Genomic DNA, 17,464 nt, shown 5'->3' with positions numbered 1-17,464 from the left:
TTTTCTTTAGTTGTCAAATGCTCAGAAATATAGCTTACAAAGCCGGGTTGATATTTGCCTGTCCTTGCTACTCGATTCGCGTTAATCAATCAAGTTGCATTATCATAAAGTCTTTTTAATTTTTCTCCCTACAATGCCCAGATCAAAGTTCGTACAGATAGCGTCCGTTTTGTTATTGCTGTCGCTGGCTTTTCCCGGTTTCGGGAAAATTTATTACAGCAAGAACGAGGCGATGGAGCTGGCCTTTGGTAAGGAGGCGACGGTCGAAGTGTTGTCGCTGTTTCCCAAAGCCGATGAAATCGAGCAAATCGAAAAGCTGGCGCGGGTGAAATTGGAATCGGCGCTGTTTTCGTTCTATGTCGGAAAAAAGGATGGCAAGGTGCTCGGTTACGCGGCGATCGAGAGCCATACCGTGCGCACCAAGCCCGAAACCTTGTTGGTGGTGTTGAATCCGGAAGGGAAAATCACCGCCATTCACACTTTGGCGTTTCACGAGCCTCCCGAATATCAACCGCCGCAACGCTGGTATGAACAGCTTTATCGGCGCGAGTTGGATCAGCTCAGTTTCAACGCCGATATACAAGGCATCACCGGCGCGACGCTCAGCACTCGCTCCGCGCTGAACATTTCCCGCAAGGTGATGGCGATTTTTCAAATCTTGGTCAAAGGCAAACCGAACTGATGCGTTTTTTCGTAACCGGCGAACAAAATCGTCAAATGCTGCTGAATGCCCTGGTTCTGATGTTCATGGGCTACGTTTTCTTGCTGTGGATCAGCAATGGCATGATGTATTTTCATAAAATGGACCTGACGGCGGACTCGGTGATCGCTTATTATCTTGGTTCGGAAGAGGATTTCACGCAGCCGAAAAGCTATCAAAGCCTGTTGGAAGTCACGCATTTTCATTTGTTCGCGATGGGGATGCTGATTTTGACCTTGACCCATCTGATGTTGATGATCGATGTGCCGACACTGGTGAAGGTCTGGGTCAGTGTTTTAGTATATTGTTCGGCGATCGCCGATGAGTTGGCGGGTTGGTTGGTGCGTTTCGTGCACCCTTATTTCGCCTATTTCAAGATCGCTTCCTTTGTGCTGCTGGAGTTTTCCCTGGCGTTGTTGATAGCCGTCGTCGTCATCGCCCTCATTCAATCGCGTCGTAAAGCGCTGCGCAAACATTCCTCTTACTATTAGAAGACCCGGAAGTGCCGAGCGGATGCGAACGCATCCCGCAACTGCCGGGCGCCAAACAAGGTTTTCGTGGGTGCGGCATGGCTTCGTCGGACGCGTTACCTATTGTCCTCGTTTGACTTTTGCGGCAAGCTCGATCTTTGGAGGAGGCATTATGTATCGGGTCATAATCTTATTGTTTATAAGTGCAATCGCATCGGCCGAACAACGCATCGAAATCGGTCGCTTTTCCGCGGGAGATTTGTCGGGATGGGAAAACAAAAGTTTCGCGGGAGAGACGCATTACCAACTGGCGGAGTTGGATGGTCGTTTGGTGTTAAAGGCGGAAAGCCGGGCCGCGGCTTCCGGGTTGTATAAGAAACAGCGTATCGATCTACTGGAGACGCCCTACCTGAATTGGTCTTGGCGCATAGACGAACGACTTGCCAAACTGAACGAACGGGAAAAATCCGGCGATGATTATGCCGTGCGGGTTTATGTCGTCGTGAGTGGCGGTTGGGCTTTTTGGCGAACCAGGGCGATCAACTATGTCTGGTCGGCCAGCCAGGAGAAAGGAAGTGTGTGGCCGAACGCCTTTGCCGGCGATCATGCGATGATGATCGCATTGCGCGACCGAGACGACGAATTGGCGACCTGGTATCGGGAAAAACGCAATGTGCTGGAGGACTTGAAGCAACAGTTCGGCGGAAACATCCGGTATATCGATGCCGTGGCGATCATGACCGATACCGATAACGGCGGTGGACAGGCGGAAAGTTATTACGGCGATATTTTTTTCAGTCGCAACTGACAGCGAAAGATTACATAGCGATCTGTAAGTTTATTGACAAGATTTTGCGATATTGATAGCTTCTGCAATTAGCACTCTGTTGGGTGGAGTGCTAATTGGACAAAATCAGGTGTCAATGTGAAATATGGCCATAGTTTAAACGACAGGTCGCTGCATTTGTTAAAGGCGTTGGTCGAACGCTATATACAAGACGGCCAGCCGGTAGGGTCGCGGGTATTGTCGAAAGATTCCGACTTGAAGCTCAGTCCCGCGACGATCCGCAATGTCATGGCGGACCTCGAGGATATGGGATTGATTCATTCCCCGCATACTTCGGCCGGCCGGGTGCCTACCGTCCGTGGTTACCGGTTGTTTGTCGACTCCCTGTTGACGGTCAGGCCGTTAGAGTCGCGGTTGTTGGATTACTTGGCCGAAGGGCTCGAAAATAACTGCGAAGAGGCGGCCGTGTTGTTGGAAAAAGCCTCGAAATTATTGTCCGATGCGACCCGCATGGCGGGGATCGTCACCTTGCCCCGGCGCGAAGTCGTCAGCCTGAATCATATCGAGTTTTTATCGTTATCCCATAATCGGATCCTAGTCATTTTTGTCACCAACGGCCAGGAAGTCCATAACAAAATCATTCATACCGACCGCGCGTTCGGCGCCTCCGAATTGCAGCAGGCGGCCAATTACCTGAATTCCGTTTATGCGGGCAAAAGCGTCGCTTCGGTGCGGGAGTCGTTAATTCAGGAATTGGAACAAGATCAAAAAAAATTGAATCAGGGCATGATAGATGCGGTTGCCATGGCCAGGCAGGCCTTCGAGCAAAAGCCGCGGGAAGATTATGTGCTGAGCGGGCAGACCAATTTGATGGAATTTTCCGAGCTGTCGAATATGGAGCGACTCCGGCAATTGTTCGATGCCTTCAATCAAAAACGCGGCGTTATTCATTTGCTGGATAAATGCCAGGCGGCCAATGGCGTGCAGATTTTTATCGGCGAGGAATCCGGCTATGAGGCCTTCGACCACTGTAGTCTGGTGACTTCCTCTTATACCGTCAACGATGAAGTGGTTGGGGTATTAGGGGTGATAGGGCCAACCCGCATGGCTTATGAAAAAGTGATTCCGTTTGTCGACATGACGGCAAAATTATTAAGTGCGGCCTTGAATCCTAAATGAAAACCCCCATCTTAACTAACACAAAAAATTTCAACATTCGGGAGTGATAAATGAGTAACGAGCAGGATAAGCCTGAAATTCAAGAACCTAAGCCAGACAACGAACTGGGCGAAGAAGTGCTTGAACAAGCCGGTGAAAATGACGAGGCGCCAGAAAGCGAGGCGGCGCCGGAAGTCGTGGAGCAACCGGAGCTGACCGTTGAAGAATTGCAAAAGCAACTGGCCGCGGCGGAAAAAAAGGCCGCCGAGAATTGGGAAAAAATGGTGCGCATGCAGGCGGAAATGGAAAATTTGAAACGCCGGACTCGCATCGATCTTGAAAACGCGCATAAATTCGCCTTGGAAAAGTTCGCCAAGGAGTTGTTGACTGTGATGGATAGTTTGGAGCTCGGTATTCAGGCGGCCAACGGAGACAGTCCGGAAGTGGTCAAGCTACGCGAAGGCAGCGAATTAACCTTGAAACAATTCGAAGCGGTCTTCGCAAAATTCAATATCGAAGTGATCGATCCTGTCGGGCAACCGTTCGATCCCGAAAAGCACCAGGCGATGAGCATGATGCCGTCTGCCGATGCCGAACCGAATACGGTGCTGAATGTTTTGCAAAAAGGCTATCTGCTGAACGGCCGTTTGATTCGTCCGGCCATGGTAGTGGTCTCCAAGGCGGAAGACAAACCGTCCGGCGAGACAAAAATTGATGAGCAGGCTTGAATTTAAAGCATTTAGCCGCATATCAGTATTAATTTTAAATTACTAAGTTAATCAAGTCTGGAGAATTCAATGGGTAAGATAATTGGAATTGATTTGGGCACCACAAACTCATGTGTTGCCATTCTGGAGCATGGGACCGCGCGCGTCATCGAAAACAGCGAAGGTGCCCGTACGACACCTTCGATCATTGCCTTTACCGGCGATAACGAAGTGTTGGTGGGCCAGTCGGCGAAGCGTCAGGCGGTAACCAACCCCGATAACACCTTGTTCGCCATTAAGCGTTTGATCGGTCGCCGTTTTAAGGACGAGGCCGTGCAAAAGGACATCAAGATGGTGCCTTATAAAATCGTCGAGGCGGAAAATGGCGATGCCTGGGTTGAATGCCACGGCAAAAAAATGGCGGCGCCGGAAGTGTCCGCCCGCGTGCTGATGAAACTGAAAAAAGACGCCGAAGCCTATTTGGGCGAGGAAGTCAAAGAAGCGGTCATCACGGTGCCGGCTTATTTCAACGACTCGCAACGCCAGGCAACCAAAGATGCCGGGCGCATCGCCGGTTTGGATGTCAAACGGATCATCAACGAGCCGACTGCGGCGGCGTTGGCCTTCGGTATGGACAAACCGAAAGGCGACTCGACTATCGCGGTTTATGATCTGGGCGGCGGTACCTTCGATATTTCCATCATCGAAATCGCCGAAATCGAAGGCGAGCACCAATTCGAAGTATTGGCGACCAATGGCGATACCTTCTTGGGCGGCGAGGACTTCGACCTGCGTATCATCGATTATTTGGCGGAAGAATTCAAAAAGGAAAACGGCATCGACCTGCATAACGACCCATTGGCGTTGCAGCGTTTGAAAGAAGCGGCGGAAAAAGCCAAGATCGAATTGTCGTCTTCGACTCAAACCGATATCAATCTGCCTTACGTGACCGCGGATGCGACCGGTCCCAAGCACTTGAATGTCAAGTTGACGCGGGCCAAATTGGAAGCGCTGGTCGAGGATTTGATCGAAAAAACCAAGCATCCTTGCGAATTGGCCTTGAAAGACGCCGGCCTGTCGGCTTCGCAAATAAACGACGTGATTTTGGTCGGCGGTCAGACCCGTATGCCGAAAGTTCAGCAGTTCGTTAAGGAACTGTTTGGCAAGGAACCGCGTAAGGACGTGAATCCGGATGAGGCGGTAGCCCTGGGCGCGGCAATTCAAGCCGGCGTTTTGGGCGGCGACGTTAAGGACGTGTTGTTGTTGGACGTAACGCCGTTGTCTTTGGGTATCGAAACCCTGGGCGGCGTGATGACCAAACTGATCGAGAAAAATACCACGATTCCGACCAATGCTTCGCAGGTTTTCTCGACGGCCGAAGACAATCAGACCGCCGTGACGGTTCATGTCTTGCAAGGCGAACGGGAAGTGGCGGCCGGCAACAAGTCGTTGGGCCGTTTCGATTTGACCGACATTCCGCCGGCGCCGCGCGGCGTGCCTCAGATCGAGGTGTCGTTCGATATCGATGCCAACGGTATTTTGAATGTGTCGGCGAAAGACAAGGCGACCGGCAAACAACAGTCCATCGTCATCAAGGCGTCCAGCGGCTTGTCCGACGATGAGGTCGAACGTATGGTCAAAGACGCCGAGGCGCATGCCGACGAGGATAAAAAAGTGACCGAGTTGGTCGCGGCGCGCAATACGGCGGAAAGCATGATTCATGCCACGGAAAAATCCATGCATGAATTGGGCGACCAAGTCGCGGCGGACGAGAAATCGTCGATCGAGACCGCTATCAATGAGCTGAAGGAAGCCATCAAAGGCAACGATAAAGAAGCGATCGACGCGAAAACAGCGGCATTGACCGAGTTGTCCGGCAAATTGGCCGAACGCGTCTATGCGCAAAAAGGAGGCGCCGAGGGCACCGCGCAAGGCGATGCCGGCCAGGCACAGCAAGAAAGTGCCGCCGACGACGGTGTCGTCGATGCCGAGTTCGAAGAAGTCAAAGACGATAAAAAATAAGTTGTTCCAAGCAGGGGCTGGTATCATACAGCCCCTTTCTTTCCTTTAAACAGGATTCAAAATACCGCCGCGCTTGTTGGCGGTTATTTACGTTATGGCAAAAGAAGATTATTACAAACTGCTGGGTGTTGATAAAAACGCTAGTGACGCCGAGATCAAAAAAAGTTACCGGCGCCTGGCGATGAAGTTCCATCCGGATAGAAACAAGGACGATCCCCAGCTGGCCGAAAAAAAATTCAAGGAAGTCAAGGAAGCTTACGAAGTGTTATCCGACCCGAAAATGCGTTCGGCCTACGACCAGTTCGGGCATGCCGGCGTCGATCCTTCCATGGGCGGCGGACAGGGCTTCGGCGGTTTCGGCGGCGCCGAAAGTTTCAGCGATATTTTCGGCGACGTATTCGGCGATATTTTCGGCGGCGGAGGCCGGCAACGCAGCAGCGTTCAGCGTGGCGCCGATTTGCGCTATAACCTGGAGCTGACGTTGGAAGAGGCGGTCGGCGGCACCGAAGCGACCGTCAAAGTGCCAGTGTTGGTTACCTGTAGCGAATGTAACGGGAGCGGCGCGCGGAAAGGCAGCAGCCCGGTGACTTGTTCGACCTGTCATGGCCAAGGCCAGGTCAGAATGCAACAAGGTTTTTTTTCCGTACAGCAAACCTGTCCGACATGCCGCGGAACCGGCAAGCAAATCAAGGACCCTTGTCCTAAATGTTACGGCCAGGGAAGGGTGCAGGAAACCAAAACGCTGTCGGTCAAAGTGCCCGCAGGAGTCGATAGCGGAGACCGCGTTCGTCTGGCCGGCGAAGGCGAGGCCGGAGTCAACGGCGGACCGGCCGGTGATTTATATGTGCAGGTGCATGTCAAGGAGCACCCGATTTTTACCCGCGATGGGGCCAATTTATATTGCGAAGTGCCGATCAATTTTCCTACCGCCTGCCTGGGCGGGGAATTGGAAGTGCCGACATTGAACGGAAAGGTCAAGCTGAAAATTCCGCCGGAAACCCAAACCGGCAAGTTGTTCCGCTTGCGCGGCAAAGGCGTCAAGCCGGTGCGCGGCGGCGGTGTCGGCGATTTACTGTGCCGGGTGCAAATCGAAACGCCGGTACATTTGACCAGGGAACAAAAAGAATTGGTGGAAAAGCTGCGTGACTCGCTGACCGGGGGCGGCAAGCAACACAGTCCGCAGGAACATTCCTGGATTGATGGCGTAAAAAGCTTTTTCGATAACTTGACGGGATAATTATGACGAGAATAGCGGTGGTCGGAGCGTCCGGCAGAATGGGGCTTTGTTTAATCAAGGCGGCCTTATTATCGAAACAGACCGAATTGACCGTAGCGGTTTCCCGTCCGGACAGCATCGCGTTAGGTCGCGATGCCGGTGAGTTGGCCGGCGTCGCCGAATCCGGCGTAAAGGTGATGGAAGACCTGGGAGCTGTGACCGATCGCTTCGATGTGCTGATCGATTTTACCCGTCCCGATGCGTCGCTGGACTATATCGAAATTTGCCGCCAGGCGGGTAAAAAAGTGGTCATCGGTACTACCGGCTACAGCGAAGCGCAAAAGGAGGTTATCGCGCGTGCGGCGGATGATATCGCTATCGTGATGGCGCCCAATATGAGTGTCGGCGTGAATTTGTCGTTGAAATTGCTGGAAATGACCGCCAGGGTGATGGGCGACTACACCGATATCGAGGTGATCGAAGCCCACCACCGGCATAAGGTGGACGCGCCTTCCGGCACCGCCTTGAGAATGGGCGAGGTGGTTGCGGCGACGCTGGGACGCGATTTGAAGGATTGCGCGATTTACGGGCGCGAAGGCAATACTGGCGAGCGCGATCGCAAGACCATCGGTTTTTCAACGATTCGGGCCGGCGATATCGTCGGCGAGCATACCGTCATGTTCGCCGATGAAGGCGAGCGGGTGGAAATCACCCACAAGGCCAGTAGCCGGATGACCTTCGCCAATGGCGCGGTGCGCGCCGCCGTTTGGTTGGCCGATAAAAGCAACGGATTGTTTGATATGCAGGATGTTCTTGGCTTGAAAGAATAAGCGTCTAGCGGAGTTTGTGGCCGATAATCCGTTCGATTGGCGTGTCGGATTGCTCTTGGCCTTTTGAATGTCGGCAAATTGTTAATGAATTCCTGGTCATAATTTCGTAGAATTACCCTTATTTTTTGTCTTAAACAACGGGATAGGCCTGCGTGGTTTATCCCGTTTTGCACATTTTAAGGTGGCTAATCTTGAACAAACCTGCATTGCTGGTATTGGAAGACGGAACGGTCTTCAATGGCGTGTCGATTGGTGCCGACGGCTGTTCCGTTGGAGAAGTGGTTTTTAATACTTCACTCACAGGGTACCAGGAAATCCTCAGTGATCCTTCCTATGCCCGGCAAATTGTGACGCTCACCTATCCACACATCGGTAATGTCGGCACCAATGCCGAGGATAACGAGTCCGCGGCGGTCTATGCCAGCGGCCTGGTAGTTCGTGACGTGCCGATGTTTTCCAGTAACTGGCGTTCGGAAAAAACCTTGAGCGACTATTTGCGCGACAATAATGTCGTCGCGATTGCCGATATCGATACCCGTAAGTTAACCCGTATTTTGCGCGACAAGGGGGCGCAGCGGGGTTGCGTGATGGCCGGAGAAACGGTCGACAGCGAACAGGCTTTGAAAGCGATCGACGGCTTTGCCGGGTTAAAAGGCATGGATTTGGCCAAGGAAGTGACGACTTCCGAACAGTATGTTTGGCGCGAAGATGTTTGGCGCTTGGGGAAAGGCCATGCCGAGGCGGAAAACCTGAACAAGCATGTCGTGGCTTATGATTTTGGAGTCAAGCGCAATATTCTGCGCCTGTTGGCCAATCGCGGCTGCAAGGTTACCGTCGTGCCGGCGACGACGGCGGCCGAAGAGGTTTTGGCGATGAATCCGGACGGGGTGTTTTTATCCAACGGCCCCGGCGATCCCGAGCCTTGCACGTATGCGATCGAGGCGATTAAAACGATTCTCGATAAGAAGGTTCCGGTGTTTGGAATTTGCCTGGGCCATCAACTGTTGGCATTGGCCAGCGGCGCTAAAACGGTAAAAATGAAATTCGGCCACCACGGCGCCAACCATCCGGTTCAGGAGAAAGCGAGCGGAAGAGTCATGATCAGTAGTCAAAATCATGGTTTCGCGGTGGATGAGGAGTCGTTGCCGGGCTATGTCAAGGCAACCTACCATTCTTTATTCGATGGCAGCTTGCAGGGCATCGAGCGGACCGATTGTCCGGCGATGAGTTTTCAGGGGCATCCAGAAGCCAGTCCGGGACCACACGACGTGGAATCCCTGTTCGATGATTTTATCGCCATGATGAATCAAGCCGCCCAATAATTTAGCTGAATAAAGTTAATCCAAAAATGCCAAAAAGAACTGACATACAATCCATTTTAATATTGGGCGCCGGTCCCATCGTTATCGGCCAGGCTTGTGAATTCGATTATTCCGGCACGCAAGCCTGTAAGGCGCTGCGCGAGGAAGGTTACCGCGTCATTTTGGTGAACTCCAATCCGGCGACGATCATGACCGATCCGGACATGGCCGATGCCATTTATATCGAGCCGATCGATTGGCAAACGGTCGAGAAAATCATCGAAAAAGAGCGTCCTGACGCCGTTCTGCCGACCATGGGCGGGCAGACCGCGTTGAATTGCGCATTGGATCTCGATGCCCACGGCGTGCTGGAAAAATACGGCGTCGAGATGATCGGCGCCAGCAAGGAGGCGATCAGAAAAGCGGAAGACCGTGATTTGTTCAACCAGGCGATGCGTAAGATCGGTTACCAGGTGGCCAAATCCCGGGTCGCCCATTCCATGGAGGAAGCATTCGCCGCGCAAGAGCAAGTGGGTTATCCGACCATTATTCGCCCTTCTTTCACGATGGGCGGCAGCGGCGGCGGAATTGCTTATAACCGCGAAGAATTCATCGAAATCTGCGAACGCGGCCTGTATTTGTCGCCGACCAATGAATTGCTGATCGAAGAATCGGTGCTGGGATGGAAGGAATTCGAGATGGAGGTCGTGCGCGACTCCAAGGACAATTGCATCATCGTCTGTTCGATCGAGAACTTCGATCCGATGGGGGTGCATACCGGCGATTCGATTACCGTCGCGCCGGCACAGACCCTGACCGACAAGGAGTATCAGATCCTGCGGAATCTATCCATCGACGTGCTGCGGGAAATCGGCGTCGATACCGGCGGTTCCAACGTGCAGGTGGCGATCAATCCGGAAGACGGCCGCTTGGTGGTGATCGAAATGAATCCGCGGGTATCCCGTTCCTCGGCCTTGGCCTCGAAGGCCACTGGTTTTCCGATCGCCAAGGTGGCGGCGAAACTGGCGGTCGGTTACACGCTGGATGAACTGCGGAATGAAATTACCGGCGGAAAGACGCCGGCCTCGTTCGAGCCGTCCATCGATTATGTGGTCACCAAGGTGCCGCGTTTCGCTTTCGAAAAATTCCCGCAGGCCGATGACCGCTTGACCACGCAAATGAAATCGGTCGGCGAGGTGATGGCGATAGGCCGCACCTTCCAGGAATCGTTGCAAAAAGCGCTGCGCGGTTTGGAAATCGGGGTCGACGGCCTGGACGAAATCGCCGACTTGGGCGAGGAAAATGCCCAGGAAATCATCCAGCGCGAGTTGCGCCACCCAGGGCCGCGCCGGCTGTGGTATTTGGCCGACGCGTTCCGTAGCGGCATGAGTTTTGCCGATATTCACGAAGCCTGTAAGATCGATCCTTGGTTCCTGTCCCAGGTCGAAGATTTGGTGTCGACCGAGAAAACGCTGGCGACCAAGACTTTGCCGACGCTGGCCGAGGGCGAACTGCTGCGGCTGAAACGCAAGGGTTTTTCCGATGCCCGCCTGGCCAAGTTGCTCGACACCAAGGAATCGGAAGTACGCAACGTGCGCCACAAACAAAATATCCATCCGGTTTACAAACGGATCGATTCCTGCGCCGCCGAATTCGCCTCGGATACGGCCTATTTGTATTCCACCTACGAGGAAGAATGCGAAGCCCGGGTTAGCGACAGGGAAAAGATTGTTATTTTGGGCGGCGGCCCGAACCGCATCGGCCAAGGGATCGAGTTCGATTATTGCTGCGTGCATGCAGCCCTGGCTTTGCGTGAAGACGGCTATGAAACCATCATGGTCAACTGCAACCCGGAGACGGTATCCACCGATTTCGATACGTCCGACCGGCTGTATTTCGAGCCGTTGACGTTGGAAGACGTATTGGAAATTATCACGCTGGAACAACCGAAGGGCGTCATCGTCCAGTACGGCGGGCAGACCCCTTTGAAGCTGGCGCGGGCGCTAGAAGCCGCCGGCGCGCCGATAATCGGCACCTCGCCGGATTCCATCGACCTGGCGGAAGACCGGGAGCGGTTCCAAAAATTGCTGGAGCGGTTGGACTTGTTGCAGCCGCCTAATGCGACTGCGCGCTCGGTCGAGGAGGCGGTCAATTCGGCCAAGGATTTGGGTTATCCGCTGGTGGTGAGGCCATCCTATGTCTTGGGCGGCAGGGCGATGGAAATCGTCACCAATGAAGAGGGCCTGCGCCGTTACATGAAAGAAGCGGTGACGGTTTCGAACGATTCGCCGGTATTGTTGGACCGGTTCCTGGACGACGCCGTGGAAATGGACGTTGACGCCATCTACGATGGCGAAACCTGTTTGATTGGCGGGCTGATGGAACATATCGAGCAGGCCGGTGTCCATTCCGGCGATTCGGCGTGTTCCATTCCGCCTTATGACCTGGCGCCGGCGATCCAGGACCAACTGCGGGAGCAGGTGGCGAAAATGGCGGAAGCCCTGGGCGTTTGCGGCTTGATGAACACGCAGTTCGCCATTCAGGGCGAAACCATTTATGTGCTGGAGGTCAATCCGCGCGCTTCCCGGACCGCGCCGTTCGTGTCCAAGGCGACCGGTTATCCGCTGGCCAAGATCGCCGCTCGCTGCATGACCGGGAAATCCTTGAAGGAGCAAGGAATTACCGAGGAACGTATTCCCGCGTATTACTCGGTTAAGGAAGCGGTGTTTCCGTTTATCAAATTCCCCGGAGTCGACCCGTTGCTGGGGCCGGAAATGAAATCGACCGGCGAGGTCATGGGGGTCGGCAAGACTTTCGGCGAAGCCTTCGCCAAATCGCAGCGGGCCGCCGGTATCGATTTGAGCCACAGCGGAAAAGTGCTGATGAGCATTCGTGATACCGATAAGCCGAAAGTGGCCGAGGTGGCGAGAATGTTGATCGAGAAAAATTATCAGATCGTGGCGACTCGCGGGACGGCGAGAGTCTTGAAGGAAGCCGGTATTCCTTGCGAAGAGGTCTTCAAGGTCAATGAAGGTCGCCCGAATACTGTGGATATGATCAAAAACGGACAATTCCAATTGATTGTCAATACCACTGAGGGGCTGAAATCTATTACCGACTCCTTTACCATGAGAAGGGAGGCTCTACAGCAACGCGTGACTTATTACACGACTATGGCCGGCGCCAGAGCGGCTTGTTACGCGTTGGGCGAGTTAAGCGCGGGTGACGTGAATTGCCTGCAGGATTTGCATAATTCTTTGTGAACGGAACTCGATTTCAATAGATCACAGCAAACATTAATTGGGAGTAGTCAATGAATAAAGTGCCTTTAACCGTAACGGGGGCAAATAAATTACGCGCGGAATTGGAAGAACTGAAAACCGTCGTTCGTCCAAGAATTATTGCCGCCATTGCCGAAGCGCGTGAACATGGTGATTTGAAAGAGAATGCCGAATATCATGCCGCGAGGGAGCAACAAAGCTTCGCCGAAGGCCGTATCGCCGAAATCGAAGCGAAACTATCCAATGCCAACATCATCGATGTGACCAAAATGGACGCCAACGGCAAGGTCATTTTTGGCGCGACGGTTGAAATCGAAGATTTGGATTCGGGTAAGGTCGTGACCTATCAAATCGTCGGCGAAGACGAGGCCGACATCAAGGAAGGGCGTATTTCGGTGGGCTCGCCGATCGCCCGCGCATTAATCGGCAAGGAAGTGGAGGATGTCGTGACGGTCAAGGCGCCTGGCGGCGATATAGAATACGAAATTCTGTCGATTCAATATATCTGACCGCGTTGGCGGCCTATATGGAAAAAAGGGGACATGCGTCCCTTTTTTATTTATCCGGATTTTTTCGGTAAATCACTACTATTTGGCCGATCGTCTGTATCAGTTCCGCGCCAGTTTCGGAACAAAGCCGGTCGCGGATTTGCATGCGTTCTTCACGTTCGGCGCGAATTTTGACTTTAATCAATTCGTGCGCGTCGAGAGCCAGTTCGGTTTCATTCAATACGGCCGGCGTGAGACCGGCTTGGCCGATAATAATAACGGGTTTTAACGGGTGAGCCTGGGCTTTCAGTTTCTTTTTGTCGGCGGGAGTCACTCTGCTTCCTTGAATATGAAAAACCAAACAATTTTACACTACAAAAAATATGGCGCGAAGTAAAAGTAGCAATCAATGGATGCAGGAACATTTCCTGGATGAGTATGTCAAAAAAGCTCAGGCCATGGGATACCGCTCGCGGGCCGTTTTCAAGCTGATGGAGATTCAGGAGAAGGATAAAATCATAAAACCCGGTATGAATGTGATCGATCTTGGCGCAGCACCGGGAGGATGGTCGGAATATGTCAGGAAGATCATCGGCAAAAAAGACAAAATCATCGCGCTGGATTTGTTGCCGATCGATCCAATCGAAGGGGTCGATTTTATTCAGGGCGATTTTCGAGAAAACGACGTGCTGGACGAATTGTACCGCGTTTTGAATGGCGAGCCGGTGCATCTGTTATTGTCCGATATGGCGCCCAATATGAGCGGTAACAAGGCAATGGATCAGCCGCGAGCCATCTATCTGGGAGAATTGGCGCTGGATACTGCGTTAACCGTGTTAGCTAAAGGCGGGACGTTTCTGATTAAAATGTTTCAAGGCGCCGGCTTCGACGAATATATCAATGAAGTCAGAAAACATTTCCACAGCGTTGTGATCAGGAAGCCCAAGTCGTCGCGATCGCGAAGCAACGAAGTTTATATTTTAGCCAAAGGGTTTAAATAATCCGATTGGGACTTATATCCCAACTTATGGGTTATTGCATTTATCGACGGGCAGGGCAAACAAGCGCGGCAATAGCCAAATAAAGCGTCAGGTCGAATCTTTCCTGATACAATGATTCAATATGTTTAAAGTAAGGACTAGAGCGGTCCGGAGCGTGTAACTTGAACGATATGATTAAAAATATAGTGTTATGGGTTGTCATTGCAGTCGTTTTGATGTCCATATTCAATAATTTTGGCGGGAGATCGAATCGCGCCGACGCCACGCTGTCCTATTCGCAGTTTATAGCTTCGGTGAAGGAAGGGCAGGTACAAGAAGTCGTTATCGACGAAAACTCGATCAAGGGTAAATTGCAGACAGGTCAGCAGTTCAAGACATTTGCCCCGAATGATCCGCACCTGGTCGACGATCTGTTGGCCAACGGTGTTGAAATTAAAGCGCAACCTCCGGAAGAGCCGTCGATGTTGATGCAGATTTTCGTTTCCTTCGGTCCGATTTTGTTGCTAATTGCCGTTTGGGTGTTTTTCATGCGGCAAATGCAGGGCGGGGGAGCCGGCGGTCGCGGCGGTGCCATGGGATTTGGCAAAAGTAAGGCGCGGATGCTGGACCAAGACCAGAACAAGGTCACCTTTGCCGACGTGGCCGGCTGCGACGAAGCCAAGGAAGAAGTCGAGGAAATGGTCGATTTCTTGAAAGACCCGGCAAAATATCAAAAACTGGGCGGCAAGGTGCCGCGCGGCGCGTTGATGGTGGGTCCGCCGGGGACCGGTAAAACCTTGTTGGCCCGGGCCATCGCCGGCGAAGCGAAAGTGCCGTTCTTTACCATTTCCGGGTCCGATTTCGTCGAGATGTTCGTCGGCGTGGGTGCGTCGCGCGTTCGCGATATGTTCGATCAAGCCCGTAAACATGCGCCATGTATCATCTTTATCGATGAGATCGATGCGGTGGGTCGTTCCCGTGGCGCCGGTCTCGGCGGAGGCAACGACGAACGCGAGCAGACCCTGAACCAGTTGTTGGTGGAAATGGACGGTTTCGAGGGGCATGAAGGCATCATCGTCATTGCGGCGACCAACCGCGCCGATGTACTGGATAAGGCCTTGTTGCGTCCCGGCCGTTTCGACCGCCAGGTCACGGTCGGCTTGCCCGATGTCAAAGGGCGCGAGCAGATTCTGAAAGTGCACATGAAGAAAGTGCCGTCAGCCGACGACGTGCAGATCAAATATATCGCGCAGGGTACGCCGGGCTTTTCCGGCGCGGATTTGGCCAATTTGGTCAACGAAGCGGCTCTGTTGGCGGCACGCCAGAACAAGCGCTTGGTCAGCATGGCCGATCTGGAAAAAGCCAAGGATAAGTTGATCATGGGCGCGGAAAGACGGTCCATGGTGATGAGCGAGAAGGAAAAGAAAATGACCGCTTACCACGAGGCCGGCCATGCCATCGTCGGTCGCTTGGTGCCCGACCACGATCCGGTGTACAAGGTCAGCATCATGCCGCGCGGCCGCGCCTTGGGCATCACGATGTTCTTGCCGGAAACGGACCAATACAGCGCCAGCAAGCGTAAACTGGACAGCATGATTTCCAGTTTGTACGGCGGCCGCATTGCCGAAGAATTGATTTTTGGTTGGGAGGAAGTTTCAACCGGCGCCGCCAACGATATCGAGAGGGCCACCGAGTTGGCCAGGAACATGGTGACCAAATGGGGGCTGTCGCAACGCCTTGGGCCCCTGGCTTACAGCGAGGAGGAAGGCGAGGTGTTTTTGGGGCGTTCCGTTACCCAGCATAAAACAGTCGCGGAAGAGACCTCGCACACCATCGACGAGGAAATTCGCTCCATCATCGACAAAAACTACGAGCGGGCGGAGAAAATTCTGAAGGATAACAGCGATATCTTGCATACGATGGCCGAAGCCCTGATGAAATATGAGACCATCGATAAAAACCAAATCGATGATTTGATGGAAAGAAAACCGGTCAGAACGCCAGAGGGCTGGGACGATACTCCGCCTAGTGGCGGCGTTAAAGCGTCAGAAGCGGAAAAAAATGCGAAAGGATCTCCAATCGGCGGCGCGGCGGAACAAAATTAAAATTTTGCTAGAATGTTAAGGAGAGGTTCACCGCCTCTCCTTTTTTTTGGCTGAAAGAAAATAGGGATTGAGTAATGGCAAAAAAATATTTCGGAACCGACGGTATCAGAGGAAAAGTTGGTGATTATCCGATTACGCCTGATTTTATGTTGAAATTGGGCTGGGCGACCGGCCGCGTTTTTGCAAACGAAGGTAATGGTTTTGTGTTGGTCGGCAAAGACACGCGCATATCCGGGTACATGTTCGAAGCGGCTCTGGAAGCCGGTTTGTCCGCAGCCGGCGTGGATACCAAAATGTTAGGTCCGATGCCGACGCCGGGTATTGCCTATTTGACCAGGACTCTGCGCGCCAAAGCCGGTATCGTTATCAGCGCATCGCATAACCCTTATTACGACAACGGTATTAAGTTTTTTTCCGTAGAAGGGACCAAGTTGCCGGATGAAGTCGAATATAAGATAGAACAATATATCGACTCGCCGATGACGACGGTTGAATCTTCAAAGCTGGGAAAGGTGAAAAGAGTTGTCGACGCTGCCGGCCGCTATATCGAATTTTGCAAAGCCACCGTGCCGACCAAGCTCGATTTTAAAGGCATGCGCATCGTTATCGACTGTGCCCATGGGGCAACCTACCATATTGCCCCGCATGTGTTCAGCGAAGTGGGCGCCGAAGTCGTCACGATCGGTGCCGAACCGAACGGCTTGAATATCAATGACGAATGCGGAGCCACCAAGCCTGAAATTCTGGCCGCCAAGGTTCTGGAATATCGGGCCGACTTGGGGATCGCGCTTGATGGCGACGGCGACAGAGTGATCATGGTAGATCAGAAAGGAGAAATCGTCGATGGCGACGAGCTGATCTATATTATCGCCAAATCCCGCCTGAAGAGCGGAAAATTGAACGGACCGGTAGTGGGGACCTTGATGACCAATTTAGGCATGGAGCATGCCTTGCAAAAAGAAGGCGTTAAATTGCTGCGCGCCAAAGTCGGCGACCGTTATGTCATGGAAATGCTGACGGCGGAAAACGGCATACTGGGCGGGGAAGGGTCCGGGCATATCATTTGCCTCGACCGGACGACCACGGGCGATGGCATCATATCGGCATTACAGGTCTTGGCGGAAATGCGCGATACCGGTAAAAGCCTGCATGAATTGAAATCCGGCATGGAAAAATACCCGCAAGTGTTGATCAATGTCAGGGTCGGTAGGAAGGTCGATATCGACAAGGTGGATAGCGTGCAGAAGGCGGTTGCCGCCGTGGAGAAAAAATTGGGAGATAGCGGCCGCGTGTTGTTGCGGGCATCCGGAACCGAACCGTTGATCAGAGTCATGGTGGAAGGTTCCAACAGGGAAGATGTGGAAAAGTATGCCCAGCAATTAGCCAATGATGTTAAGAAGGCAATCGTTGCTTGATTTG

At 52.9% G+C, this 17,464-nt stretch carries 15 protein-coding genes; 14 read left to right on the top strand and 1 reads right to left on the bottom strand.

Features of this window, described 5'->3' with window-relative positions:
* Positions 1 to 133 precede the first annotated feature (133 nt).
* The 11 genes from EP25_RS0109725 (at position 134) to greA (ending at position 12,981) form a co-directional block, all read left to right on the top strand.
* Positions 134 to 682, top strand: coding sequence for an FMN-binding protein (locus EP25_RS0109725; RefSeq protein WP_031433691.1), 549 nt, complete (start codon positions 134 to 136; stop codon positions 680 to 682).
* Positions 682 to 1,191, top strand: a complete 510-nt coding sequence (locus EP25_RS0109720) for a hypothetical protein (protein ID WP_031433690.1) — start codon at positions 682 to 684, stop codon at positions 1,189 to 1,191. Before EP25_RS0109725 ends, EP25_RS0109720 begins: the two co-directional genes overlap by 1 nt.
* Positions 1,192 to 1,342: 151 nt before the next feature.
* Complete coding sequence (locus EP25_RS0109715; RefSeq protein ID WP_031433689.1) at positions 1,343 to 1,978, top strand: DUF3047 domain-containing protein; 636 nt, start codon at positions 1,343 to 1,345, stop codon at positions 1,976 to 1,978.
* A gap of 117 nt (positions 1,979 to 2,095) precedes the next feature.
* Positions 2,096 to 3,136 (top strand): heat-inducible transcriptional repressor HrcA, encoded by a 1,041-nt coding sequence (hrcA, locus tag EP25_RS0109710; protein ID WP_031433688.1) that lies wholly within the window; start codon positions 2,096 to 2,098, stop codon positions 3,134 to 3,136.
* A 50-nt stretch (positions 3,137 to 3,186) separates the two neighbouring features.
* Positions 3,187 to 3,843, top strand: coding sequence for a nucleotide exchange factor GrpE (gene grpE, locus EP25_RS0109705; RefSeq protein WP_031433687.1), 657 nt, complete (start codon positions 3,187 to 3,189; stop codon positions 3,841 to 3,843).
* A gap of 69 nt (positions 3,844 to 3,912) precedes the next feature.
* Positions 3,913 to 5,844: a molecular chaperone DnaK gene (gene dnaK, locus EP25_RS0109700; protein WP_031433686.1), complete on the top strand. Its 1,932-nt coding sequence runs from the start codon at positions 3,913 to 3,915 to the stop codon at positions 5,842 to 5,844.
* Between the two features lie 94 nt (positions 5,845 to 5,938).
* Positions 5,939 to 7,081: a molecular chaperone DnaJ gene (gene dnaJ, locus EP25_RS0109695; protein ID WP_031433685.1), complete on the top strand. Its 1,143-nt coding sequence runs from the start codon at positions 5,939 to 5,941 to the stop codon at positions 7,079 to 7,081.
* A 2-nt stretch (positions 7,082 to 7,083) separates the two neighbouring features.
* Positions 7,084 to 7,890 carry a 4-hydroxy-tetrahydrodipicolinate reductase gene (dapB, locus tag EP25_RS0109690; RefSeq protein ID WP_031433684.1) on the top strand — a complete coding sequence of 269 codons (807 nt, stop codon included), beginning with the start codon at positions 7,084 to 7,086 and terminating at the stop codon, positions 7,888 to 7,890.
* A gap of 191 nt (positions 7,891 to 8,081) precedes the next feature.
* Positions 8,082 to 9,212 (top strand): glutamine-hydrolyzing carbamoyl-phosphate synthase small subunit, encoded by a 1,131-nt coding sequence (gene carA, locus EP25_RS0109685; protein ID WP_031433683.1) that lies wholly within the window; start codon positions 8,082 to 8,084, stop codon positions 9,210 to 9,212.
* A 26-nt stretch (positions 9,213 to 9,238) separates the two neighbouring features.
* Entirely contained in the window at positions 9,239 to 12,454 is a 3,216-nt protein-coding gene (carB, locus tag EP25_RS0109680; protein WP_031433682.1) for a carbamoyl-phosphate synthase large subunit, read from the top strand.
* A 50-nt stretch (positions 12,455 to 12,504) separates the two neighbouring features.
* Positions 12,505 to 12,981: a transcription elongation factor GreA gene (greA, locus tag EP25_RS0109675; RefSeq protein WP_031433681.1), complete on the top strand. Its 477-nt coding sequence runs from the start codon at positions 12,505 to 12,507 to the stop codon at positions 12,979 to 12,981.
* Between the two features lie 46 nt (positions 12,982 to 13,027).
* On the opposite strand, the gene yhbY is transcribed toward greA, so the two are convergent.
* Entirely contained in the window at positions 13,028 to 13,294 is a 267-nt protein-coding gene (gene yhbY, locus EP25_RS0109670; protein ID WP_031433680.1) for a ribosome assembly RNA-binding protein YhbY, read from the bottom strand.
* Between the two features lie 49 nt (positions 13,295 to 13,343).
* Between yhbY and rlmE the strand changes: the two genes are divergently transcribed.
* The 3 genes from rlmE to glmM all read left to right on the top strand — a co-directional run bounded on the left by rlmE (position 13,344) and on the right by glmM (position 17,460).
* On the top strand, positions 13,344 to 13,961 hold the full coding sequence (rlmE, locus tag EP25_RS0109665; RefSeq protein ID WP_031433679.1) for a 23S rRNA (uridine(2552)-2'-O)-methyltransferase RlmE: 618 nt from the start codon (positions 13,344 to 13,346) through the stop codon (positions 13,959 to 13,961).
* Between the two features lie 170 nt (positions 13,962 to 14,131).
* Entirely contained in the window at positions 14,132 to 16,045 is a 1,914-nt protein-coding gene (ftsH, locus tag EP25_RS0109660; RefSeq protein WP_031433678.1) for an ATP-dependent zinc metalloprotease FtsH, read from the top strand.
* Positions 16,046 to 16,119: 74 nt separating this feature from the next.
* Positions 16,120 to 17,460 (top strand): phosphoglucosamine mutase, encoded by a 1,341-nt coding sequence (gene glmM, locus EP25_RS0109655; RefSeq protein ID WP_031433677.1) that lies wholly within the window; start codon positions 16,120 to 16,122, stop codon positions 17,458 to 17,460.
* Positions 17,461 to 17,464: the final 4 nt, after the last annotated feature.

It is taken from the genome of Methylomarinum vadi (assembly GCF_000733935.1).
GTDB lineage: Bacteria > Pseudomonadota > Gammaproteobacteria > Methylococcales > Methylomonadaceae > Methylomarinum > Methylomarinum vadi.
The sequence above is the reverse complement of the archived record's forward strand: the minus strand, read 5'-3'. Positions and strand labels throughout refer to the sequence as shown.